General features: G+C 56.7%; 24 protein-coding genes and 1 riboswitch. Of the genes, 9 read left to right on the forward strand and 15 right to left on the reverse strand.

What is annotated here, in order from left to right:
* Positions 1-120 precede the first annotated feature (120 nt).
* The 7 genes from GOW92_RS13370 to GOW92_RS13400 all read left to right on the forward strand — a co-directional run bounded on the left by GOW92_RS13370 (position 121) and on the right by GOW92_RS13400 (position 7,104).
* The gene (locus GOW92_RS13370) at positions 121-1,287 is read left to right on the forward strand and encodes an alpha-hydroxy acid oxidase (RefSeq protein ID WP_170561094.1); all 1,167 of its coding nucleotides are present in this window, start codon (positions 121-123) and stop codon (positions 1,285-1,287) included.
* 267 nt (positions 1,288-1,554) lie between these two features.
* Positions 1,555-2,211, forward strand: a complete 657-nt coding sequence (locus tag GOW92_RS13375) for a 50S ribosomal protein L25/general stress protein Ctc (RefSeq protein ID WP_170561095.1) — start codon at positions 1,555-1,557, stop codon at positions 2,209-2,211.
* 164 nt (positions 2,212-2,375) lie between these two features.
* Positions 2,376-4,295 (forward strand): DUF3604 domain-containing protein, encoded by a 1,920-nt coding sequence (locus GOW92_RS13380; protein ID WP_254453026.1) that lies wholly within the window; start codon positions 2,376-2,378, stop codon positions 4,293-4,295.
* Positions 4,296-4,385: 90 nt separating this feature from the next.
* Positions 4,386-5,066 carry an aminoacyl-tRNA hydrolase gene (gene pth, locus GOW92_RS13385; RefSeq protein ID WP_170561096.1) on the forward strand — a complete coding sequence of 227 codons (681 nt, stop codon included), beginning with the start codon at positions 4,386-4,388 and terminating at the stop codon, positions 5,064-5,066.
* An 82-nt stretch (positions 5,067-5,148) separates the two neighbouring features.
* Positions 5,149-6,312, forward strand: a complete 1,164-nt coding sequence (locus GOW92_RS13390; protein ID WP_170561097.1) for a serine hydrolase domain-containing protein — start codon at positions 5,149-5,151, stop codon at positions 6,310-6,312.
* Positions 6,313-6,321: 9 nt separating this feature from the next.
* Positions 6,322-6,699 (forward strand): DUF2237 family protein, encoded by a 378-nt coding sequence (locus GOW92_RS13395; protein WP_170561098.1) that lies wholly within the window; start codon positions 6,322-6,324, stop codon positions 6,697-6,699.
* Between the two features lie 84 nt (positions 6,700-6,783).
* Entirely contained in the window at positions 6,784-7,104 is a 321-nt protein-coding gene (locus GOW92_RS13400; RefSeq protein ID WP_170561099.1) for an antibiotic biosynthesis monooxygenase family protein, read from the forward strand.
* 31 nt (positions 7,105-7,135) lie between these two features.
* Here the strand turns inward: GOW92_RS13400 and GOW92_RS13405 are convergent, their stop codons facing one another.
* The 8 genes from GOW92_RS13405 to GOW92_RS13440 all read right to left on the reverse strand — a co-directional run bounded on the left by GOW92_RS13405 (position 7,136) and on the right by GOW92_RS13440 (position 13,275).
* Entirely contained in the window at positions 7,136-7,783 is a 648-nt protein-coding gene (locus GOW92_RS13405) for a class I SAM-dependent methyltransferase (RefSeq protein WP_368040283.1), read from the reverse strand.
* Positions 7,784-7,809: 26 nt separating this feature from the next.
* Complete coding sequence (gene trpB / locus GOW92_RS13410) at positions 7,810-9,057, reverse strand: tryptophan synthase subunit beta (RefSeq protein ID WP_170561100.1); 1,248 nt, start codon at positions 9,055-9,057, stop codon at positions 7,810-7,812.
* A 67-nt stretch (positions 9,058-9,124) separates the two neighbouring features.
* Positions 9,125-9,463: a DUF3291 domain-containing protein gene (locus GOW92_RS13415; RefSeq protein ID WP_170561101.1), complete on the reverse strand. Its 339-nt coding sequence runs from the start codon at positions 9,461-9,463 to the stop codon at positions 9,125-9,127.
* Between the two features lie 43 nt (positions 9,464-9,506).
* Positions 9,507-10,148, reverse strand: coding sequence for a phosphoribosylanthranilate isomerase (locus GOW92_RS13420; RefSeq protein ID WP_170561102.1), 642 nt, complete (start codon positions 10,146-10,148; stop codon positions 9,507-9,509).
* Between the two features lie 11 nt (positions 10,149-10,159).
* Positions 10,160-10,510, reverse strand: a complete 351-nt coding sequence (locus GOW92_RS13425) for a lipopolysaccharide assembly protein LapA domain-containing protein (protein WP_170561539.1) — start codon at positions 10,508-10,510, stop codon at positions 10,160-10,162.
* Between the two features lie 7 nt (positions 10,511-10,517).
* Complete coding sequence (gene ihfB, locus GOW92_RS13430) at positions 10,518-10,802, reverse strand: integration host factor subunit beta (RefSeq protein ID WP_037310872.1); 285 nt, start codon at positions 10,800-10,802, stop codon at positions 10,518-10,520.
* Between the two features lie 271 nt (positions 10,803-11,073).
* On the reverse strand, positions 11,074-12,750 hold the full coding sequence (rpsA, locus tag GOW92_RS13435; RefSeq protein ID WP_170561103.1) for a 30S ribosomal protein S1: 1,677 nt from the start codon (positions 12,748-12,750) through the stop codon (positions 11,074-11,076).
* A 249-nt stretch (positions 12,751-12,999) separates the two neighbouring features.
* Positions 13,000-13,275, reverse strand: coding sequence for a DUF6525 family protein (locus GOW92_RS13440; protein WP_302477298.1), 276 nt, complete (start codon positions 13,273-13,275; stop codon positions 13,000-13,002).
* Positions 13,276-13,489: 214 nt separating this feature from the next.
* Here GOW92_RS13440 and GOW92_RS13445 point away from each other — a divergent pair, with 214 nt between their 5' ends.
* The gene (locus GOW92_RS13445) at positions 13,490-14,965 is read left to right on the forward strand and encodes a sulfatase-like hydrolase/transferase (protein WP_170561105.1); all 1,476 of its coding nucleotides are present in this window, start codon (positions 13,490-13,492) and stop codon (positions 14,963-14,965) included.
* A gap of 75 nt (positions 14,966-15,040) precedes the next feature.
* Here GOW92_RS13445 and GOW92_RS13450 read toward each other — a convergent pair whose 3' ends face one another.
* Both GOW92_RS13450 and GOW92_RS13455 read right to left on the reverse strand, forming a co-directional pair.
* Positions 15,041-16,729 (reverse strand): tryptophan halogenase family protein, encoded by a 1,689-nt coding sequence (locus tag GOW92_RS13450; RefSeq protein ID WP_170561106.1) that lies wholly within the window; start codon positions 16,727-16,729, stop codon positions 15,041-15,043.
* A 182-nt stretch (positions 16,730-16,911) separates the two neighbouring features.
* Positions 16,912-17,436 carry a hypothetical protein gene (locus tag GOW92_RS13455; RefSeq protein WP_170561107.1) on the reverse strand — a complete coding sequence of 175 codons (525 nt, stop codon included), beginning with the start codon at positions 17,434-17,436 and terminating at the stop codon, positions 16,912-16,914.
* Positions 17,437-17,654: 218 nt separating this feature from the next.
* Here GOW92_RS13455 and GOW92_RS13460 point away from each other — a divergent pair, with 218 nt between their 5' ends.
* Entirely contained in the window at positions 17,655-18,134 is a 480-nt protein-coding gene (locus tag GOW92_RS13460; RefSeq protein ID WP_170561108.1) for a YHS domain-containing (seleno)protein, read from the forward strand.
* A gap of 23 nt (positions 18,135-18,157) precedes the next feature.
* Here GOW92_RS13460 and cmk read toward each other — a convergent pair whose 3' ends face one another.
* The 5 genes from cmk to metK all read right to left on the reverse strand — a co-directional run bounded on the left by cmk (position 18,158) and on the right by metK (position 22,962).
* Positions 18,158-18,784 (reverse strand): (d)CMP kinase, encoded by a 627-nt coding sequence (gene cmk / locus GOW92_RS13465; RefSeq protein ID WP_170561109.1) that lies wholly within the window; start codon positions 18,782-18,784, stop codon positions 18,158-18,160.
* 5 nt (positions 18,785-18,789) lie between these two features.
* Positions 18,790-20,142, reverse strand: coding sequence for a 3-phosphoshikimate 1-carboxyvinyltransferase (gene aroA, locus GOW92_RS13470; RefSeq protein ID WP_170561110.1), 1,353 nt, complete (start codon positions 20,140-20,142; stop codon positions 18,790-18,792).
* Between the two features lie 69 nt (positions 20,143-20,211).
* Complete coding sequence (gene trmB / locus GOW92_RS13475) at positions 20,212-20,913, reverse strand: tRNA (guanine(46)-N(7))-methyltransferase TrmB (RefSeq protein WP_170561111.1); 702 nt, start codon at positions 20,911-20,913, stop codon at positions 20,212-20,214.
* 35 nt (positions 20,914-20,948) lie between these two features.
* Positions 20,949-21,743 (reverse strand): sulfotransferase domain-containing protein, encoded by a 795-nt coding sequence (locus GOW92_RS13480; protein ID WP_170561112.1) that lies wholly within the window; start codon positions 21,741-21,743, stop codon positions 20,949-20,951.
* A gap of 37 nt (positions 21,744-21,780) precedes the next feature.
* On the reverse strand, positions 21,781-22,962 hold the full coding sequence (gene metK, locus GOW92_RS13485; protein WP_170561113.1) for a methionine adenosyltransferase: 1,182 nt from the start codon (positions 22,960-22,962) through the stop codon (positions 21,781-21,783).
* A 5-nt stretch (positions 22,963-22,967) separates the two neighbouring features.
* A riboswitch (SAM-SAH riboswitch) is annotated at positions 22,968-23,016 on the reverse strand.
* Positions 23,017-23,040 lie beyond the last annotated feature (24 nt).

Genomic DNA, 23,040 nt, shown 5'->3' on the forward strand with positions numbered 1-23,040 from the left:
CATGCTGGCTGCGTTTTTTGTTGGCTGATATTACGCGGCGTTGTCTCGATACCTAGCGGCGTTGCGAGGGCGCCAAATGGTTGGTAACAAATATCACCAATACTGCGAAGGCCGAACCAAATGCCCGTGATCACGAACATCGACGACCTGAAACGCATCTATGAACGGCGCGTGCCACGCATGTTTTTCGACTATGCAGAAAGCGGCAGCTGGACCGAGCAGACCTTCCGCGAGAACAGCTCGGATTTCGAAGATATCAGGCTGCGCCAGCGGGTTGCCGTGGACATGCAAGGACGCTCGACCGCGTCGCAGATGATCGGGCAAGATGTTGTAATGCCGGTGGCTCTGGCCCCTGTTGGCCTGACGGGTATGCAGCACGCGGACGGTGAGATGAAGGCCGCCAAAGCAGCCGAAGAATTCGGTGTCCCCTTCACCCTGTCGACCATGTCGATCAACTCAATCGAGGATGTCGCGGGGCACACCAGCAAACCCTTTTGGTTTCAACTCTATGCCATGAAAGATCAGGACTATGTCGGTCGCCTGATCCAGCGCGCCAAGGATGCCAAGTGTTCGGCGTTGGTGATCACTCTTGACCTGCAAATCCTGGGGCAGCGCCACAAAGATTTAAAGAACGGCCTGTCCGCGCCGCCGAAACTAACCGCCAAGACGATCGCCAACCTGATGACAAAATGGGCCTGGGGGATCGAAATGCTGGGCGCGCACCGGCGTGAATTTGGCAACATCGTTGGTCATGCCGAGGGTGTTTCGGACGCCTCATCGCTGGGTGCATGGACGGCCGAGCAATTCGACCCCAGCCTCGACTGGAACAAGGTCGAAAAGCTCATGGAACAATGGGGCGGCAAGGTGATCCTGAAAGGCATACTGGATGCCGAGGACGCCAAGATGGCAGCAAAGCTGGGTGCGGATGCCATCGTTGTTTCAAACCACGGCGGACGTCAACTCGATGGCGCGCTCAGTTCGATCCGTGTTTTGCCCGAAATCATGGACGCTGTTGGTGACGACGTCGAGGTCCATTTGGACAGCGGCATCCGTTCCGGGCAGGACGTATTGAAAGCACTGGCATTGGGGGCCAAGGGCACGTACATCGGCCGCGCATTCGTCTACGGGTTGGGGGCGATGGGCCAGAAAGGCGTCACAACGGCGTTGGATGTCATCCAAAAAGAACTGGACACAACGATGGCTCTGTGTGGCGAACGGAATGTGGGCAGTCTGGGTCACCACAACCTGCTAATCCCCGAGGATTTCGGCGGCAGGTGGCAAACCTGATTTCACAATACCTATTCGCAGACCATGTGAAAGGGGGTCTGCCCACTGCCGCGGCAAGTTGCGTTTCCCCCGGGATGTTTAGCGCCAAATGAAGCAGGGGATCCAACCTTCATCTGGCATCAAATATCCCGGAGCGAGAAGCGGACCCACGCAAAGTATCAAGACCGCCAAAAACCCCTTTCCAAACCTGATGAATCAAGCTAAGGACGCGGCTTCACGCGGGCATACAGCCTTGGAGGATGCCCGCCCTAACATTGGAGAATTATCATGGCTGGAGAGATTCCTGATCTCGTAGCTCTGGAACGGACGGGGACAGGCAAGGGCGCCGCTCGTCAAGCACGCCGCGACGGCATGGTTCCGGGCATTGTTTTTGGTGGCGATAAAGAGCCGCTGCCGATTCAGATCCCGTTCAACGTCCTGTTCAAGCGCCTGAAAGCAGGCCGGTTCAAGTCGACTCTGTGGAACCTGAAGGTTGACGGCCACGAAGACGTTCGTGTCATCTGCCGCGACGTTCAGCGTGACGTTGTCAAAGACCTGCCGACCCACCTGGACCTGATGCGTCTGCGTCGGACCACCAAGATCGCGCTGTTCATCCCGGTTGAGTTCATCAACGAGGAAGAAGCACCCGGCATCAAGAAGGGCGGCGTTCTGACCGTTGTCCGTCCGGAAGTCGAATTGATGTGCACCGCAGGTGATATTCCTGAGAAAATCGTTGTTGACGTGACCGGAATGAACATCAACGACGTTGTCACCATTTCGTCGGTCGATCTGCCCGCGGGCACCAAGCCGACCATCGATCGTGACTTCGTGATCGCGAACGTCTCGGCACCGACCGGTCTGGCGACCAGCGACGATGAAGAAGGTGAAGAAGCAGAAGTGGCCGCAGACGAAGTTGAAGTCGTCGGCCAGGAAGCTGAAGAATAAGTTCAGGCTTAACTGTACTGAATTTGAAACGGGGTTCCATCGGAGCCCCGTTTTTGTTTCAAATGCACATTTTCGCATTTGATCGCAGACTGTGCTAAGTTCGCTGCCAGTGGCCCAATTGGAATGCCACAAGCCCATCGAATAGTTCAGTGGAGCCCGCGATCATGAGACCCCAATCAAATTTTCTACCAGCCCTAATTTCAATGGCCGTCAGCGTCGGTTTCGGATCTTCGGTCACTGCGCAAGTGCAGGACACTCTGCCCAGTAAGGATGACGTTGCTGAACGTTTCACGTCAGATCATTTCTCGCCATATGCCGGTAGAAACTTTCCGACCCGACCGCTTTGGGGTGACACACATCTTCATACCCAGGTGTCCGTTGATGCCGGAACCATGACCCGTCTCAGTCAAGAGGACGCGTTTCGGTTCGCACGCGGCCACGAAGTCACTACGACGCATGGATTGCAGGCAAAGCTTTCGCGGCCACTGGATTGGCTTGTAATTTCGGACCATGCCGAAATGTACGGGCTAATGCCCCAGTTACTTGGCGGGGATCAGAATGTTCTGTCGACCCCGCAAGGCAAAGCCTGGTACGACGCGCTTACCAGCAACGACAACGATGTTGTCTTTGCCACCGCTATGGAAATCGTGGCGTCGTTGTCCGGGAATGAACCCCCGATCGACAATCCCAAAGCCATCAAGGACGCTTGGCAGAACTATACGGCCCTAGCGGATCAGTACAACGAGCCCGGCGTCTTTACTGCTCTGATCGGTTACGAGTGGACGTCTGAGGGCGGAGACAACATCCACCGCAACGTGATCTTCCGGGATGCTGCGGCCAACGCCAATCAGGTACTTCCGTTCTCACAATTCGACAGTAAGAACCCTGAAGACCTTTGGGCGCACCTGGCCGACTATGAGGATCGGACAGGCGGTGACGTGCTGGCAATTCCCCATAATGGCAACCTGTCCAATGGCCGCTTGTTTTCAGTTTCGAACTTTGACGGAACGCCCTTATCGGAAGAAAACGCGCGCCTGCGTGCACGGTTCGAACCGGTCATCGAAACTACTCAGATCAAAGGCGACAGTGAAGCGCATCCGTTTCTCAGCCCCGATGACGAATTTGCGGATTTTGACACGTGGGACGCGTCAAACCTGAACGGGACCGAAGCCAAAACTCAGGACATGTTGCAATACGAGTATTCCCGCGAGGCTTACAAAACCGGTCTGATGCTGGAAGAACAATTGGGCATCAACCCTTACAAGGTCGGTCAGATTGGTTCGACTGACGCGCATACTGGCATGGCAGCCGTGGAAGAGGAAAATTTCTTTGGCAAGCATTCCGGCGTGGAGCCGGAGCCAAACCGTTGGGAACATTTGGTTATCGAAGCCCCCGACCCAGAGTTCTCAATCTATGGCTGGAAACAGGCCTCGGGAGGATATGCTGCTGTTTGGGCCATGGAGAATACCCGCGAGGCGATCTTTGACGCGCTCGAGCGGCGCGAAGTCTACGGCACTACCGGTTCACGTATGCTGGTGCGGTTCTTCGGCGGCTGGGATTTTGCGGAAGAAGATGCTCTGTCTCGCCTGCCTGCCGATCTTGGCTACGCCAAGGGCGTACCGATGGGTTCGGATCTACCCGCCAGAACCGGCGACGGTGCACCGAATTTCCTGATCGCAGCACTGAAAGACCCCTATAGCGGCAATCTCGACCGTGTGCAGGTTATCAAAGGTTGGCTGAACGCAGACGGGACGCGCGGAGAAAAGGTCTATGACGTGGCATGGGGCGGAGATCGTGTGCCCGACGCAGACGGCAAACTGCCATTGGTCGGGAACACAGTCGATGTGGGAAACGCGACTTGGACCAACACAATAGGTGCACCGGAATTGATCACCTATTGGCAGGACCCGGATTTCGACCCGTCGCAGCGGGCCTTCTACTATGTCCGCGTCATCGAAATCCCGACGCCGCGCTGGACAGCCTATGAAGCCAAACGGTTCAACGTCCAGATGGATACCGACGTGCCGATGACCACAACCGAACGCGCCTATACCTCTCCAATCTGGTACACGCCCAAAGGCTGAAGCTCGTCTTTTGCACCTTGCCATCACTGGATTTTCGATCCATTTCGAGGCAAGAGGGGCAAGTCCTACTAGGAGGCGCAGAGCAGAGTCATGAAACTTTTTGTCGGACTGGGAAATCCGGGGCAGAAATACGCCCGGAACCGGCACAATATCGGGTTCATGGCACTGGACAGAATTGCCGACGATCATGGATTCGGTCCGTGGAAATCCAAGTTTCAGGCGGAAATTGCTGAAGGGCGGCTAGGTTCAGAAAAAGTGCTCTTGGTTAAACCGCAAACCTTCATGAACCGTTCCGGACAATCCGTAGGCGAGGCCATGCGGTTTTACAAACTGGACTCGACCGATGTAACCGTATTTCACGATGAGCTGGATCTTGCCCCGGGCAAGGTGCGCGTCAAAGCGGGTGGAGGTCACGCCGGGCACAACGGGTTGCGGTCGATCCACGAACATATCAGCCCCGCCTATGATCGGGTTCGTCTGGGCATCGGACACCCAGGACGCAAGGAAATGGTCTCGCCCTACGTCCTGAGCGACTTTGCCAAAGTAGATGCGGATTGGCTGGAAGACGTGCTGCAAGGCGTATCGGACGGTGCCGACCATCTGGCCAATGGTGACGGGGGCAAATTCATGAACGCGGTCGCATTGCGGACCGCACCACCGCGTTCATCGAAAACCACTGCGAGCGAAGTAAAAACCACCCCCAAACCCGCACCTGAACCCGAGCCCGACAACCGGTCAGCCATGCAAAAACTGATGGATAAGTTCAAATAGGACCAGCGACGTTGCCGCTACGTCCCAATTGCGAACTGCGCCCGTCCGCGTTCCAATGCGGTACGAAAGAGGGAGGAGACATATGCGAACCCTGATCAAGTGGGTACTGCACATCGTTTTGATGTTGGTGCTGGCAGCGGTGGTCGTTGGCTTTTGGAAGCGCGAAGAAATTAAGCGCCTGATGGCTGTGAACTCCTTGTTTTCCGAAGAAAAGATCGTTCACAACTTCTCTCATATGAATGACGCTTTTCTGACCGTCGACCTGCCAAGGGGGGAAGGCGCGACATTCGAGTTGCCCTACGGCGCCGGTTTTGACCTGCCCGAGGGCACGGACACGTGGATCGAAGATCGCGCTGTAACCTCTCTATTGGTTATGCAGGACGGGCAGATCAGGTTCGAGGAATACTATTTGGGGACCGCCCCCGAGGATCGCCGGATCTCTTGGTCTGTCGCCAAAAGCTACCTGTCAGCCCTGTTCGGCATCCTGATGGCCGAAGGCGCCATCAGCTCGCTGGATGATCCGGTCGTCAAGTATGCCCCAAAACTGAAGGGCACCGCCTATGACGGCGCAACGATCCGCAATGTTCTGAACATGGCCAGCGGTGTGACCTTCGACGAGGACTATCTGGATTACAATTCCGACATAAACCGAATGGGCCGCGTCGTCGCCCTGGGCGGAGAGCTGGATGATTTTGCCGCTTCGCTGAACGAGACGTTCGTCGAGCCCGGCGCGACATGGCAATATGTCTCGATCGATACACACGTTATCGGCATGGTTATTCGCGGCGCGACGGACCGGTCCGTGGCTGACTTGCTGACAGAAAAAATCATTAAACCACTGGGGCTTGAACACGACGGTTACTATGTCACCGATGGTGCCGGCGTAGCTTTCGTATTGGGCGGGTTGAATTTCACCACCCGAGACTTTGCCCGTTTTGGACAGATGGTCCTACAAAACGGCGTCCACAATGGCCAGCAAATCGTGCCTTCTGAATGGATCGCGGAATCCGTCTTTCCCAGCGCCCCGACCGAAGCCGGAGAAATAGGCTATGGCTATCAGTGGTGGATACCTGTCGGCGCACATGAAGGCGAATTTCTGGCCCGTGGCGTATATGGCCAGTACATCTATTTCGACCAACCGCGTGGCGTTTTGATTGTCTCTACGGGGGCTGATCGCAATTTCCGTGACGATGGTGTCAACGAGGCGAACATAGAAATGTTCCGCACGATCGCTCAAAGCCTGTAAGGTGGGCTCATGCAAAAACTGGACAGCATAAACGTCTTGGGGGGCGTCCTTGCCCCCTGTTCACGCGACCCGATGACCGGGTTCTTTCGGGATGGGGCCTGTAACACCTGCGCCGAGGATCAGGGCAGCCACACGGTCTGTGCCATTATGACCGCCGAGTTTCTGGCTTATTCCAAATATGTTGGCAATGACCTGAGCACACCGCGACCCGAATTCGATTTCGCCGGCCTTAGACCCGGTGACAAGTGGTGCCTGTGCGCAGGGCGTTTCTTGCAGGCCCATGACGAAGGCTGCGCGCCCAAGGTCGATCTTGAGGCCACCCACCAGCGCGCGCTGGAAATCGTTCCCATCGGGATCCTGCGTGCAAATGCCGAGGAAACTGATTGACCTTGGGAACAAAAAGACATCAATAAAACCGCCAGCCAACACTTTGTTTAGCAAGCGCGCAACCGTCAAAAAACGAGGTAGGCTATGAGCTTTATCGCCATGAACCGCTTCAAAGTCCGTCTGGGCAGCGAAGCCGATTTCGAATCCGTTTGGAAAGACCGCGAAAGCCGTTTGAAAGAACTGCAAGGGTTTCAGGAGTTTCGCCTTTTGAAAGGCCCCGAAGGCGACGGGTATCGGCTGTATTCCAGCCACGTGATTTGGGACAATCGCAGCGATTTCGAGGCTTGGACCAAGTCCGAACAATTCCGCGATGCGCACAAGAATGCAGGTAACGGCAAGACGCAGTCGGCACTGATGGGGCCGCCCAAATTCGAAGGGTTCGAAACCGTTCTGCACCAGAGCTGATCCAGCCAAATCGTCAATGCTGGATTGATCTTCACACAGCGCGCGCCGAATAGCCGCGCGATGTGCGCGAAGGCGGGCCGGTTGGGAAACTGTGCTCCGCCTCCAACTGCCAGCCCGCTTCCGTTAACATCTTGGCCACCTGCCGCGGTCTGTACGACCGGTGGCGCCATTGAAACCAGATAATTGCATTACACCAATGCGGTTTGCTGACGACGAGCCACAGCTTTGCCGCCGACGCGGCCTGCTTGCGCATCTGGCGCAAGGCGTCGATGGGATCATTGCAGTGCTCAAGGACATGGGCGGCCAGAATGCAATCAAACCGCTCCGTTGGTTGAAAGTCCTCCAACCGAGATTGCACTGTTTGTGAAGTGACACCTCGTTTGGCCAAGGCATGCCTGGCCTGTTGCAGCATCTTCCCGGACGGCTCCAGCAGAGTGATCCGACCCTCGGGTTGAATGACTGCGCGTGCCTCGGCAAATGCGCCCGTCCCGCACCCCACATCCAGGGCATTTCGGCCAAGCGCGCCTGCCAAACCAGTCGACAGAAACCCCAGATAGGCGTCGAAATAACCCAACAGACGCATCTTATCGGCCCAGCCGGGGGCCGCGGCATCGTATTTTTGATCGAGTCTATCTGAACTGGACGCGTCCTGCATGCCGCCCAGGGTGGCATGAAACACCCGGGACGCAAAGCCCCGGGTAGCCGTTAGCCAGCCGTACGGCCCTCGGTATCGGACATGTCGAAGTTCAGGTATTTGGCCACAGTCTGAACGTCCTTATCGCCGCGTCCGCACATGTTCATGCAGATCAGGTGATCCTTTGGCAATTCGGGTGCGATCTTCATGACATGTGCCAAGGCGTGGCTGGGTTCCAACGCGGGGATAATGCCTTCGGTTGCACAGCACAGCTGAAACGCTTCCAGCGCCTCTTTGTCTGTGATCGAGACATAGTTCGCGCGACCGATGTCATTCAGCCAGGAATGCTCAGGCCCGATGCCGGGGTAATCCAGACCGGCCGAGATCGAATAGCCTTCAAGGATCTGACCGTCATCGTCCTGCAGCAGGTACGTGCGATTGCCATGCAGCACACCCGGGCGACCGCCGGTCAGCGAAGCGCAATGCTCCATCTTTTCGTTCACGCCTTTACCGCCCGCCTCTACGCCGATGATGTTGACCGATTTGTCGTCGAGGAATGGGTAGAACAGGCCCATGGCATTCGAGCCACCGCCAATGGCAGCGATGATCGTGTCGGGCAGACGGCCTTCGGCCTTGTGCATCTGCTCCTTAGCTTCCTTGCCGATGATCGACTGAAAGTCGCGCACCATCGCTGGGTATGGGTGCGGACCAGCCACGGTGCCAATGCAATAGAACGTGTCACGGACGTTGGTTACCCAATCGCGCAGCGCGTCGTTCATGGCGTCTTTAAGAGTTCCGCGACCTGAGGTGACCGGAATAACTTCGGCGCCCAACAGGCGCATACGGAATACGTTCGGTGCCTGACGCTGTACGTCATGCGCGCCCATGTAGACCACGCACTTAAGGCCAAATTTGGCGCAGACGGTGGCGGTCGCCACGCCATGTTGCCCTGCCCCGGTTTCCGCAATAATTCGGGTCTTGCCCATGCGCCGCGCCAGAATGATCTGGCCCAGAACATTGTTAATCTTGTGTGCCCCGGTGTGGTTCAACTCATCGCGCTTGAGATAGATCTTCGCCCCGCCCAGGTGCTCAGTCAGGCGTTCTGCGTAGTACAACGGCGAGGGGCGACCCACGTAGTTCGCCCACAGATCGTCCATTTCGGCCCAGAAAGTCGGATCATCCTTGGCTTTTTCATATTCCTCTTCCAGCGACAGGATCAGCGGCATCAGCGTTTCGCTGACAAACCGTCCTCCGAAGATGCCAAAGCGGCCCTGTTCGTCGGGACCGGACATGAAGGAATTGAATAGATCGTTGGCCATGGGTGTCTCCCTCGTCGTACCCGTTGTTCATAGGAGGTGCTGACAGGTTTTGCCATGGCAAAACGTATCATTTCGCGGGCCTGTATCGATGCTTCCAGATCCGCAGGGCCTGCTCTTCGGTTGGAACTGCAATGCATGAGAAATGGTGGAACTCATGCGTGATAGACAACCGATCCGAAGCCTCAAGAACGCGCCTGTGAGATCCCGAATGGGCAAATGTCAGCATTGCCTCGGCATCCTGCCAAACGCTGAGCGAAAAGTAGAGCCCACCGTGCGGGAACATCTGCGCATGCACGCACAATGGGTCACCGCGCGCCTGATTCAATGCCTGTCCTGCGCGCCAAAAGAACTCTGGCGCGTTGTACCAATGGTTCAGGGTAACCCCGCCAATCGCTGCAAGCATCATTGTTCCTCCCCGACGTTATATACGGGGAAGGTCAGCAAGCAGATCAATGGGCGGCGGACACGAATTCGGAAATCTTAATGGAGTCTTTAATTCCGGGCGAACTTTCGACGCCGGAAGACACATCAACCTGTTTCGCGCCGGTCATACGGATCGCTTCGGCGACGTTGTCCGGGGTAAGTCCCCCGGCCAGCATCCACGGCTTTCGCCAGTATTTCCGGCCTGCGAGCAATCTCCAGTCAAAGGCAAGCCCGTTGCCGCCTGGCAGTTCGGAGGTGCGCGGCGGCTTCGCGTCGATCAGCAATTGATCAGCCACTTCCGAATACAAATCAATCGAACTCAGATCCTCAGCCTCGGCGATGCCGATTGCTTTCATCACCGGCAGGCCAAATCTGTCGCGTACTTCTGAAACCCGCTGCGGTGTTTCCTTGCCATGCAATTGCAACATGTCCAAGGGCACGCTTTCGACGATATGGTCCAGTTCTTCGTCCGTCGCATTCACGGTCAGCGCGACCTTGGCCACGCCTGCAGGAACAAGCTGCGCCAGCCCTGCCGCTGCACCAAGGTCCAGATGCCGTGGCGATTTTGAGAAAAATACAAAGCCGACATAACGTGCACCGGCATCAGCCGCAGCGCGCACGTGATCCGGTGCGGTTAGCCCGCAGATTTTTACAGCTACATCGGTCATATAAAGGTGCCTTAGCTGGCTTCGTCCAGCAGAGCCAGAACGTCGTCCTTGCCCTCATTCTGCTTTTTCTTGAGCTTTTTGACCTCGCGCTCAAGTTTGCGCACCTCGCCAGTTTTGGTTGAGGCATCGCGGCGGTGTTTATGCTCGCGCAGCCATTCCCACAAAAAGCCGATGATCAACCCGGCGACAACACCACCCAGAACCACAACAAACAATGGCAGGGAGGTCGAGAAATTGGTCCCCAGTAGTTCAGCCAGGGCGTCCGGCATCAGTTTCAGCTCGACGAGTTCGCGATTTGCCAACGAGATCGACACAAGAACGATCCCGAGAATCGCCAGAAAAGCATATCGAAGGTAACGCATCATGGTGTCAGGCTTTACCGTTCAATCGATCCCTTAGCAACTTGCCAGTTTTGAAGAATGGAACACATTTTTCTTCGACCTGCACAGTCTCACCCGTACGGGGGTTACGGCCAACGCGCGCGTCCCTTTGTTTGACCGAGAACGCACCAAAGCCGCGCAGTTCAACACGGTCGCCGCGCGCCATGGCATCTGTCACTTCTTCGAACACCGTATTCACAATCCGCTCGACGTCACGCTGATAGAGATGCGGGTTTTCGTCGGCGATTTTCTGAATCAGTTCTGAACGGATCATGAGTGTTACCCTCCCAGGCGACCGGTTAACCATGTCTATTGTTCTGGACAGTATAGGAAAAAACCGTGATCGGGGGAACTTATACTCTGTGTCCAAAGCCTTCATTTTGCCGCGAACTCAGGCGATTTTTTGCTTGATCATGCAGAATTCGCATCAAATGCATGAGCGACTGCCAAATTAAACTCAAAAATCGGAACATATTGATTCGCAACAAAAACGGCCCCGCACTTGCGTGCGAGGCCGAAATTCTTGTTTGGGATGCGTCCCTGGCTTAGTCGCCGGATTTCAACGCTGCACCCAGGATATCGCCCAGCGATGCGCCCGAGTCGGAAGAACCGTACTGTTCCACGGCCTCTTTCTCTTCGGCGATTTCGCGCGCCTTGATCGACAGGCCCAGACGACGGGTTTTGCTGTCGACGTTGGTGACGCGGACGTCGATCTTGTCGCTGACCGAGAAACGCTCGGGGCGCTGCTCAGCGCGATCACGCGACAGGTCGGAACGACGGATGAACGACTTCATGCCTTCGTATTCGACTTCGATGCCGCCATCTTCGATCGCGGTGACTTCGACGGTGATGATCGAGCCACGCTTCACACCGCCCACGGCTTCGGCGAACTTGTCACCGCCCAGGGCTTTGATCGACAGCGAGATACGCTCTTTTTCCACGTCAACTTCCGAGACAACGGCCGAAACCATGTCGCCTTTGCGGTAGTTCTGGATCGCATCCTCGCCACGCTCGTCCCAAGACAGGTCCGACAGGTGAACCATGCCGTCGATGTCGCCTTCGAGGCCAATGAACAGACCGAATTCGGTGATGTTCTTGACTTCGCCTTCGACCTCGGTGCCCTCGGGGTGTGTTTCTGCAAACACTTCCCATGGGTTGCGCTGAGTCTGCTTCAGGCCCAGAGACACGCGACGCTTGGCTCCGTCGATTTCCAGAACCATGACGTCGACTTCCTGGCTGGTCGAAACGATCTTGCCGGGGTGGACGTTTTTCTTGGTCCAGGACATCTCGGACACGTGCACCAGACCTTCAACACCGGCTTCCAGCTCGACGAACGCGCCGTAGTCGGTGATGTTGGTGACGCGACCCTGATGGACCGAGCCCAGCGGGTACTTGGCAGCAACCAGGTCCCAAGGATCTTCCTGCAGCTGCTTCATGCCCAGGCTGATGCGGTGGGTCTCTTTGTTGATCTTGATGACCTGAACCTTGATGGTTTCGCCGATCGTCAGGATCTCGGACGGGTGGTTCACACGGCGCCATGCCATGTCGGTGACGTGCAGCAGGCCGTCAACGCCGCCCAGGTCAACGAATGCGCCGTATTCGGTGATGTTCTTAACAACACCCTCAACGGTCTGACCTTCGGACAGGTTACCGATGACTTCGGCACGCTGTTCGGCACGCGATTCTTCCAGGATTGCGCGGCGCGAGACAACGATGTTGCCACGGCGGCGGTCCATTTTCAGAATCTGGAACGGCTGCTTCAGACCCATCAGCGGGCCAGCGTCGCGCACTGGGCGAACATCAACCTGCGAGCCGGGCAGGAACGCAACTGCGCCACCCAGATCGACAGTGAAACCACCTTTGACGCGGCCAAAGATTGCACCTTCGACGCGCTGGTCGTCGGCGTATGCTTTTTCCAGACGGTCCCATGCCTCTTCACGGCGGGCCATCTCGCGTGAGATGACGGCTTCGCCACGGGCGTTTTCTGCAGCGCGCAGGTAAACTTCTACCTCGTCACCAACAGCGATTTCAGGGGCTTCGCCGGGATTTGCGAATTCTTTCAGATCAACGCGGCCTTCCATTTTGTAGCCTACGTCGATGATGGCTTGGCCGGCTTCGATCGCCAGAACCTTACCTTTGACAACAGAACCCTCTTCGGGCGTGTCCATTTCGAAGCTTTCGTTCAGGAGGGCTTCGAATTCCTCCATAGATGTATCAGCCATGTGGCGTTGTTTTCCTCTACATAACGTTTTTGCTGGCCGAGCGGTTGTCTCCGCCGGTCTTGATTCATGGTGCCATCGGACGTGACCCGGTGCGCCCCTGAGCAAACAAACACAAAGGGCCGAGGTAACCCGGCCCTGCTCAGAAACGTCATCCGGACGTTGACCGCCCTTGTGTTGACAGCGCGCGTATATGCGGAATCACCGACAGGCGCAAGAGGAAAGCCTTGAAATACAGGGCCTCGGCCGCCATCACGACTGCCGCGCTATGTCCCAGACCGTCGCATCTTGTTGCAGCATCGACTGCTCGATCGCATTCAAACGGGAATAAGCTTGGCCGGGATTCTGCTCACCTCCCACTTTATCCCAAATGCGTAACGCCGATGCCGGGCTCCAAGGCAAGCACGCTGAGGCCAGCCACCGCCGCAAATCCGCGGGCAAAGCGTCATAGGCTTGCATTGGCGATCCTGCCCGCCGGCGGCGTTTGATCCGACTGCGAAGGTTTCGGCTTTTTCCACGACCAGTCATTGCGCGATCCGGTCATCAGTGCGCGCTAGCCAGGTTTGTTGGGTGTTGGTGGGTTTTGTCATGCTCACTCAAAGGTTTTGCTATGTTATTACATTTTAATGCTGCGCCCGCAACCCGCTTCACTGGGAGACGCACCTATTTCTGCGACGAATGTCGCGTATCGAACGGCAAAGCCCGCACCAGTTGCGAGACTTTGAAAAAGTCGGAGGACCCCATGCGCCAACACCTGAACTTTCTCGTCATCATTTCGGATGAACACCGCAAGGATGCGATGGGGTGCGCTGGCCATCCGATTGTCAAAACACCCAATCTGGACGCACTGGCCGCGCGCGGCACGATGTTTCAATCCGCCTACACACCCTCACCCATGTGCGTACCCACACGGGCGGCGCTTGCGACCGGAGACTGGGTTCACACGACTGGAAACTGGGACAGCGCAACACCCTATGACGGACATCCGCGCAGTTGGATGCGACAGTTGCGCGACGCGGGGCGCGAGGTGGTTTCCATTGGTAAGCTGCACTTCAGGTCCAACGAAGACGACAATGGCTTCTCGCAGGAAATCTTGCCGATGCACGTGGTCGGGGGCGTTGGCTGGGCCGTTGGTCTTTTGCGCGAAAATCCACCGGTCTACGATTCGACATCCGAACTGGCGGACGATGTCGGGGTCGGACCCAGCACCTATACCGATTACGATCTGGACATTACCGCGGCAGCCGAGGCTTGGTTGGCCGATCCCGCCCGTTCAGACCAACCCTGGGCGGCATTCATGTCGCTGGTCAGCCCGCATTACCCCCTGACCTGCCCCAAGGAATGGTACGACCTTTACGATCCGGCCCAGATGGATCTGCCGGTCGGCTATGGCAAAGGCCTGCCGGACCATGAAGAACTGCGCAATATCGCCGCGTTCTTTAACTACGACGACTATTTCGACGAGCAGAAAATGCGCGAAGCCAAGGCGGCCTACTATGGCCTGACCTCAATGATGGACGATTGCGTTGGGCGCATCCTGAGGGTTTTGTCCGACAGCGGTCAGGCAGAGAATACCGTCGTGATCTATGTTTCGGACCACGGTGACATGATGGGGGATCAGGGGTTCTGGACCAAACAGGTGATGTATGAGGCCAGTGCAGCAATTCCGATGATTGCCGCAGGCCCTGGCATTCCGGCGGGACGACGTGTCACCACATGCACCAATCTGACGGACATCGCAGCGACTGCCCGTGACGTTTGCGGGGTCGAAGACGACGCTGGCAACGCAGGTCAACCCGGTATCTCTTTGGTGGGTTTGGCCAATGCCCCGGACGATCCCGATCGGACCGGGTTCAGCGAATACCATGATGGCGGGTCGAAAACCGGCAGTTTCATGGTGCGGTGGGGCAAGTGGAAGTATGTATACTATGTCGGCCAGTCCCCGCAATTGTTCGACCTATCAATCGATCCGCAAGAACAAATCAACCGTGCGCTGGATCGGGTAAATGACCCTCAGGTTCAGGCGGCATTGATCGAAGGGGAACGGCGGCTTCGCGAAATTTGTGACCCCGAAGAGGTCAACGCCCGCGCCTTTGCCGACCAACGCAAGAAGATCGAAGACCTTGGCGGAGAAGAGGCCTGCCGCACGGCATTCGTGTTCAACCACACTCCCACTCCGACCGAGCAGAAAAAGCTGCGGGAAGGCTCCGCGCTCTAACTTAATGGACAATTTCTAGAATGGGACCTCAGTCCGCGCAGCGAAGACTAATGCTGCGCGGAGTACTCGGGATGTCTAGAACAGTTGCAGGTCTTTCCTGCCACTTTGGATTTCTGCGAGATTCGGCATGTTCTGGATCGCCACAGGGGCAAGTTGTTCACCCGGCATCGAAACTGTCGGTTGCATCGCTGCCGCCATTCCAAAGGTCGGCCGTTGCTCCAGCTCTCCGCGGATGTCACGCAGCAGCGTTTTGTGATCCGGCATCGATTTGAGGATCTGCGCAAGATCCACTTTTGCGCCTTTCCACCACTGGAACCAAATCGGCTTTTTCAACGGCCGCAATCGATCACGAATGCCGGTTCCGTAGCCGGTGTCGTAGACCTGCTTGCCTAATAGAACCGTCTGATAAACTCGGAAGTTAAACAGCGTTGCGAACTCAATATCGTGTTCCATGGGCAAGCGGTGTTGCCACAACTCCAGATTCTCAGCCAACCGATCCGGTATCTTCATTTCGGTGCGCGCGTCTATCCAGTATTGGTCATCCGTACGGTTACCCAACCGGTAGTGCAGGCAGATGAAATCCAGAACCTCATCATAGAGCTTGTTCATCTGCCGGTTATATCTGTTCCGCAGAGATGGCTCCATGTCGCGCGTGGGCAAATGCTCGGCGAACCAGCGAATCGCATGATCAATCATATGGATCGCGGTGCTTTCCAACGGTTCAATGAATCCACCGGACAGACCGATCGCCAGGCAGTTCTTGACCCAGGCATTGCGCACGCGCCCGATGCGCATCGGGATCACGCGTGGCGTCAAACCTTTGCCGCTGTCGCCCAGCCATTCCAGATATTCATCCGCCGCCTGATCATCCGTGCGATGCGCGGATGAGAAAACATAACCCGTGCCCACACGATTGTAGAGTGGCACCCGCCACGTCCATCCCGCACCCAGTGCGGTAGAGCGTGTGACGCTTTCGATTTTATCGGGATCAGGATGTTCGATCTGCAACGCCATTGCGCGGTCATTGGGCAGGTATTCCGAGTAATCCATAAACGGTTCACCCAGTGCCTTGTTGATAATCAAACCGCGGAAACCGGTGCAGTCGATAACCATCTCGATGTCGTGGCGGCCCTTACGCTCCAACATCAGGTGGCTGACGTTGCCTTGTTCATCCAGTTCAACGGCTTGCACCTCATCCTGAATATGCTCAATGCCGCGCTTTGTGCAGACTTTGGTCAGCATGCCCGCGAACTTCACAGCGTCCAGATGATACGCATAGCCAAAACGCTGTTCGAACTCGGGCTGGCCCAACGCGCGCGCGCCTTTGCACAGGCGGGCCAGATCATCGTGGGGCGAAATGGATTGCGTAAAGTCCCGGTCCCCGTTGCCAAATCGCAGGAAATATTCGGCAGCTTCTAGTCCCTCCAACAACTGGCCATGGGCAAAGGGGTTCACGTAGTCAATGCGATTGCCTTTTGCGTCCTTGTTCCAATTGCAAAACTTCACGCCCAGTTTGAAGGACGCATTGGTCTCGCGGAAAAAATCCCGCTCGGAAATGCCCGCCTGACGCAAAGTGACGGGCATGCGCGGCACGGTGGCCTCGCCGACACCAACGGTCGAGATATTGGGGCTTTCGATCAGGCAGATGCGCGGTCGATCCTTCGGTGCTGAAGTGCGTGAAAACACCATGTCCAGGATCAGCGCAGTCATCCAACCGGCTGTTCCACCACCAACGATGGTGATTTTTCTCAAACGATTATTCATGTTTTTTTGTCCCTGTTGGCGTGAGGGGTTTTCCAGCAGCTGCCCCTTTTTTTGTTCGGGGCTTGTAACGCAGCTTTCCCTTTCAGCTAGTGAGAGACTATAGCAGCTTTCCTTCATCCAGCTAGGCCCAATGACGCAACGGTCTTCGTTTCGGCAGGATTGGCGGGAATTCCGCGCAAGGCTTAGATTTCCTCGCCTTTCTTCAAAAGATCTTCAATCAGCTCGCGTTGCAGGTCCTGGCTGTCTCCCCCGCCAAATTCCGCCGCGCCACCAGAGTACAACGTGCCATATGTCCTGGCTGCATTCACGGTCTGGGCCAGCCCCGAAATCAATTGGTTTTTATCCAACCGGGACAACGGATGGATGTATGCCGCCCACAAGGTGCCATTCGCAATCGCGTAGCGCGCATCAAGTGTGCTGTCGAAATTCGCCTGCATCATGCGTTGCAGATCGGCGGGCGACAGATCTGTGGCATCCCCAATCGCGACCATGGCCCGCATCCGGTCTGCATTGGTATCCGTGACGACCAGCACTGTTACTTCCCCGACCTTCAGCTCAAACCCAGGGCCGAACGGTTGCGCCTCAGGGTCAAGCGCGAAAATTATCTTTCCCAACCGCTCATACGTCATTGGGGGTTCTGGCTCTGCCGCCTCTTGCGCGATCCCCCTTCCAGCGAGGAAAATCATCAATAGGGCTAGTCGGATCATGGCAACGCTCCTGCAGGCTATAGACCGACAATAGGGGGCGGGCACAGACCTGACCAAACAAAGCTTAGTGAGGAGTGTTGATCAGCCACCCGCAGCTTTGAACGATCTGCAATATACTTGGGGCTTCCTGCGATAGCCCGTTCAGAAGCTTGCACCTAGCTTTGGTTCAGCGGCTGGCAAACCTGCTGGCCGGATACTGAACTGAAAAGGAAACTCAAATGAAATCCCTCGTTATCACCACCTTGATTGCCACTCTGCCCTTGATCGCAGCCCCTGCCTTTGCGGCTGATGAAATCAACGTATCAAACGGTATTTCTGCAGCCGGCGCGCCGCTTGCAGCGCATGGCGTCGATCTGGTGGCCCTCGTCAACGACGGCAATCCGGTCGATGGCTTTGCCACCCACTCGGCCACCTATGACGGCGCATCTTACTACTTCACCAGCGCAGCCAACCGCGAGACATTCGAGGCCAATCCGGCGGCTTATCTGCCCCAACATGGCGGGTTCTGTTCGTTCGGCGTATCTGTCGGCAAAAAATTCGATGGTGACCCGGATCAATACCTGGTCGCAGACGGCAAGCTGTATCTGTTCCTGAACGCAGAAACCCGCGCGGCTTTCCTTGAGGATGTTTCGGCCACATCCAAAACCGCTGACGATCAATGGTCAAACATCAAAAGCATCGCGGTCGGAGAGCTGTAAGCTTACCCCAAAGGCCCGCGAAGTTACGATTTTGCGGGCCTTAATTTTTCGATAACCTCAATGGCTTTGGCCAGTGCGGCTTCGATGCTCAGATCAGACGTGTCCAGCAAGACCGCGTCTTCCGCCGGCTTCATGGGCGCGGTGCTGCGTTCGGCATCCCGCGCGTCGCGTTCTCTTACATCCGACAGCACCTGGTCACGCGTGACATCACTGCCTTTAGCGCTGAGCTCGAGAAAACGGCGCTCGGCCCGAACTTCGGCGCTGGCGGTGACAAACAATTTCACTTCGGCCTCAGGACAAATGACGGTGCCGATATCACGCCCATCCAACACTGCGCCCCCGCCGCGGCGCGCAAAAGCGCGCTGAAAATCAACCAATGCGGAGCGAACCTCTGGGATCACGGCTACTTTTGAGGCCGCCTGAGCAATCTCGGCCGTACGCAGATCGCCTTGCTCCAGATCCTCAGCGGACAGGGCTTGTGCCGCCGCAATCGGCTCCATGCCTTGCAACGTCCGCCGCCCGACCGCGCGATACAATAGCCCGGTGTCCAGATGCGCGAACCCAAACCGCGCCGCGACCGCTTTCGAGATCGTGCCTTTGCCCGCCGCCGCAGGTCCGTCAATGGCGATTGTGAACTGCGTGTCTGACATCAAACCTACCGATTGTTCCGCTGCAATTTCGCACCCAACGTAGCCATCAAAGGCTCAAAAATCGGGAAGGAGGTAGCGATCGGGCCCGCATCGTCTACGGTGACGCCCTTTTTGGCACCCATCCCCAAAATCATGAACGACATGGCAATACGATGGTCCAGAAAGCTCTCGCACGTGCCACCGCCGGGGACGTTTCCGATGCCCAGCCCTTCAACCGACCACCATTCTTCGCCCTCGTCCACAGTGACGCCATTCGCACGAAGCCCCTTGGCCATCGCATCGATCCGGTCACTTTCCTTGACCCGCAGCTCCTTCACACCGCCCATCATGGTCGTGCCGGTGGCGTTGGCAGCGATCACAGACAACACCGGGTATTCGTCGATCATTGATGCCGCGCGTTCCGGCGGTACGTTGATCCCATTCATGTTGGGTGAGTATTTCGCCCGAAGGTCAGCAACGGGCTCACCTCCTTCTTCGCGCTCATTCTCGTAAGTCAGATCCGCGCCCATCTCGCGCAGCGTGGTGAACAAGCCTGCGCGGGTGGGGTTCAGACCAATGCCCGGCACCAACACGTCCGAACCTGGCGTAAGAAGCGCCGCGCAGACCGGGAAGGCCGCGCTGGACGGATCGCGTGGAACGGCAATGACCTGCGGCTTCAACTCGGGGCGGCCGGTCAGAGTGATAATCCGTCCCTCATCAGTGTCCTCAACAGTGATTTCGGCACCAAAACCAGCCAGCATCCGTTCGGAATGGTCGCGTGTGGCTTCTTTCTCGATCACAACGGTTTTGCCGGGGGCGTTCAGACCAGCCAGCAACACAGCGGATTTCACCTGAGCCGAAGGCACCGGGACCTCGTAGCGGACCGGAGTAGGATCAGCCGCGCCGACAATGGTCATTGGCAAGCGTCCGCCCGAGCGCCCCACCGATTGCGTTCCAAACAGCGCCAAAGGATCTGTAACCCGCGCCATCGGGCGTTTGTTCAGACTGGCGTCGCCAGTAAATGTCGCCGAAATCGGAGAGGTCGCCATCGCGCCCATGATCAAACGAACGCCGGTGCCCGAATTGCCGCAATCGATCACCTGATCGGGTTCGGCAAAGCCACCGACGCCCACGCCGTGCACGGTCCATTCGCCGCCACCGTGATCGGTGACCTCGGCCCCAAAGGCGCGCATGGCCTTGGCGGTGTCCAGAACGTCCTCGCCTTCCAACAGGCCCGAGATTTTAGTCTCACCCACGGCCATCGCCCCCAGGATCAACGACCGGTGCGAGATCGACTTGTCGCCGGGCACCTCTGCCGTGCCGGTCAGCGGGCCGCAGGGATGCGAGGTCATCGGGATGGGCGTTCCGTGTCCGGACATGGGGGCTCCTGTTTTCGCTATCAGTGCCCAAGCCGATTAGCGAATTGGCGCCGGTTGGTCCAGCCGCAATCAGCCTTTACGCCGGAAGGTCAGGTAATGAGGTGTGCGGCCTTCGCGCAGCGCCTTCTGTTCGTAGCGGGTGGAAATCCAGTCATCCCACGGCTCGCGCCAGTCTTGGGGACGCTCAGCCAGCCATTCGAACCCGGCGCGAGGCACCTCTTCCAGTGTTTGACGCACGTAGTCGGGGATGTCGGTGGCCACACGGAAAATCGATCCCGGTTTCAGGGCGCGTGCCAAAGGCTCCAAATGTTCCTGCGTCACAAAGCGGCGACGGTGATGCCGCGTCTTGGGCCAGGGGTCCGGGTACAACAGAAAGGCGCGTGAGATGCTGGCTTCCGGCAAAACATCGAACAAATCGCGCGCATCACCGGGATGCACAGCCAGATTTTCGACGCCGGCCTTTCGAATTTTACCCAAGAGCATCGCAACGCCATTGATATATGGCTCGGCCCCGATGATCCCAATATCCGGGTTGCTGGCAGCCTGATGCACCAGATGCTCTCCGCCACCAAAGCCAACCTCAAGCCAGACTTCCTTTCCACCGAACAGAGCATCCAAATCCAACGGATGGCGTTCAGGATTGGTTTCCCAGTCCACCGCACCGGGTGACAAAGAATCTAGGTCTTCGTCCAGATACGTCTTTTGGCTGGGCTTCAGGGTTTTCCCTTTGAAGCGACCATAGAAGTTTCTGCGTGGGCGATCGGGTATCATAGGCTGTTTTCCAAACTTGGCAGAGCGCACACCCCTTACGACAACGCGTATCCAAAGCCAATCAGTTGATCGCCTGCTCGATCTTCAAAACGTTTTACATCATCAACGCTCATTTCGTCCTGAAACGAACCTGCTTTCCCGCGGCGGAAAAACTGCTTGTCTTTTGGCCATGCCTTGTTCTCCAAGCCATGTTTTTTTTCTTTGTTTTTGAGAATTGAAAAAGACGTCTGAGCGGCAATTTCCGAAGCGCGCTTGGCGGTTGCGTCAGCACCGATGAAGTCGGCTATGCGCGAGATTTGATTTTCGGTATCGTCAAGCAGATCTTCATACCTTAGCAGCATTTTTTCGGCGTTGAACTCATTGTCGTTCCAAGCGGCTGCGTGGCCCCACCAGGTAGAGTAAACGTCGCTGTCTTCATCCATTAATTCGCTCAGCGTACCTTTGAACCCCAGTGCGTTTCTGAAATGATAATATGACACCATCGCGTCGCGCCCGTCGCGAACAAGATGAATGACCTTTCTGAAATTTGGCTGAGGCAGATTGTGGGACTTCACAATCATCTGTTCGGAATAACGCCGGACGAATCGCGACCTGTGAACATCCGGAACCAGATCTTGTACAATTTTGTCCGACGCGATCGAGGTGTCGACACCGTAGTAAAGGTTTGCGATTATAAACTGGCACCAGCTGTTGCCAGATTTGGGCCATCCGACGAAGGCGACATCAGCCGGCTGAACAGCCTCAGCACTAAATCTGCGAAAGCCGTCCTCAGCGAGGATGGCTTCCACTTGTTTGTTTTTCCAATTTTTAACGAGGCGTTTAAAGCCCATCGGTGTTTCCAACTGCCTTAGGGATGACAGTCGTATCTTAAACCGCTGATTTCAACGCGTCGACCAGATCGGTGCGCTCCCAGCTGAATCCGCCGTCGGCTTCGGGTTCACGCCCAAAGTGACCATAGGCAGCAGTGCGCTGGTAGATAGGCTTGTTCATCTGAAGGTGCTGACGGATGCCACGCGGGGTCAGATCCATGACCTGCCCAACAGCCTTTTCAATTTCAGCGTCCGGGATTTCTCCGGTGCCGTGTGTATCGGCATAGATCGACAACGGCTTGGATACGCCAATCGCATAGCTCAGCTGAATAGTACAGCGTTCTGCCATACCAGCGGCAACGACATTCTTGGCCAGATAACGCGCGGCATAGGCCGCCGAGCGGTCAACCTTAGTCGGATCTTTGCCTGAGAACGCACCGCCGCCGTGCGGTGCGGCACCGCCATAGGTGTCAACGATGATCTTACGCCCGGTCAGACCTGCGTCACCATCGGGCCCGCCGATCACGAATTTGCCTGTGGGATTCACATGCCATTCGGTTTCGTTGCTCAACCATCCTTCGGGCAGCGTTTCACGGATATAGGGCTCAACGATCGCGCGGATATCGGCCGAACTGAGGGCTTCGTCCAGGTGCTGTGTCGAAAGCACGACCGAGCTGACGCCCACAGGTTTTCCATCGCGGTAAACCACCGACAACTGCGATTTTGCGTCAGGTCCCAGCACAGGCTCGGTACCATTCTTGCGCACTTCGGCAAGGCGTCGCAGGATCGCGTGCGAGTACTGGATCGGGGCTGGCATCAGCGCGGGCGTTTCCGTGGTCGCATAGCCGAACATGATGCCCTGATCACCGGCACCCTCGTCTTTGTCTGCTGCTGCATCGACACCTTGCGCAATATGCGCGGATTGTTCGTGCAGAAGGTTTGTCACCTCGACGGTTTCGTGGTGGAATTTGTCCTGCTCATAGCCGATATCCTTGATACAGGCGCGGGCAATCTCGTCGATACGACCCATGTAATCGTGCAGCTTTTCCTGATCAGACAGGCCTACTTCGCCACCGATGACGACCCGGTCGGTCGTAGCAAAGGTTTCGCACGCCACGCGCGCTTCGGGTTCTTCATTCAGAAAGGCGTCAAGCACGGCATCGGAAATCCGGTCACAAACCTTATCCGGGTGCCCTTCGGAAACGGATTCCGAAGTAAATGTGTAGTTCTGTCGGGACATGAATGTGCTCCATTAAGGTTTTCCCATCACGCCAGGAAGCCGTTGTGATGAGCATGCAACGGGATACGCACCATGAAA

This window comes from Ruegeria atlantica (assembly GCF_013032505.1).
Lineage (GTDB): Bacteria > Pseudomonadota > Alphaproteobacteria > Rhodobacterales > Rhodobacteraceae > Ruegeria > Ruegeria atlantica_F.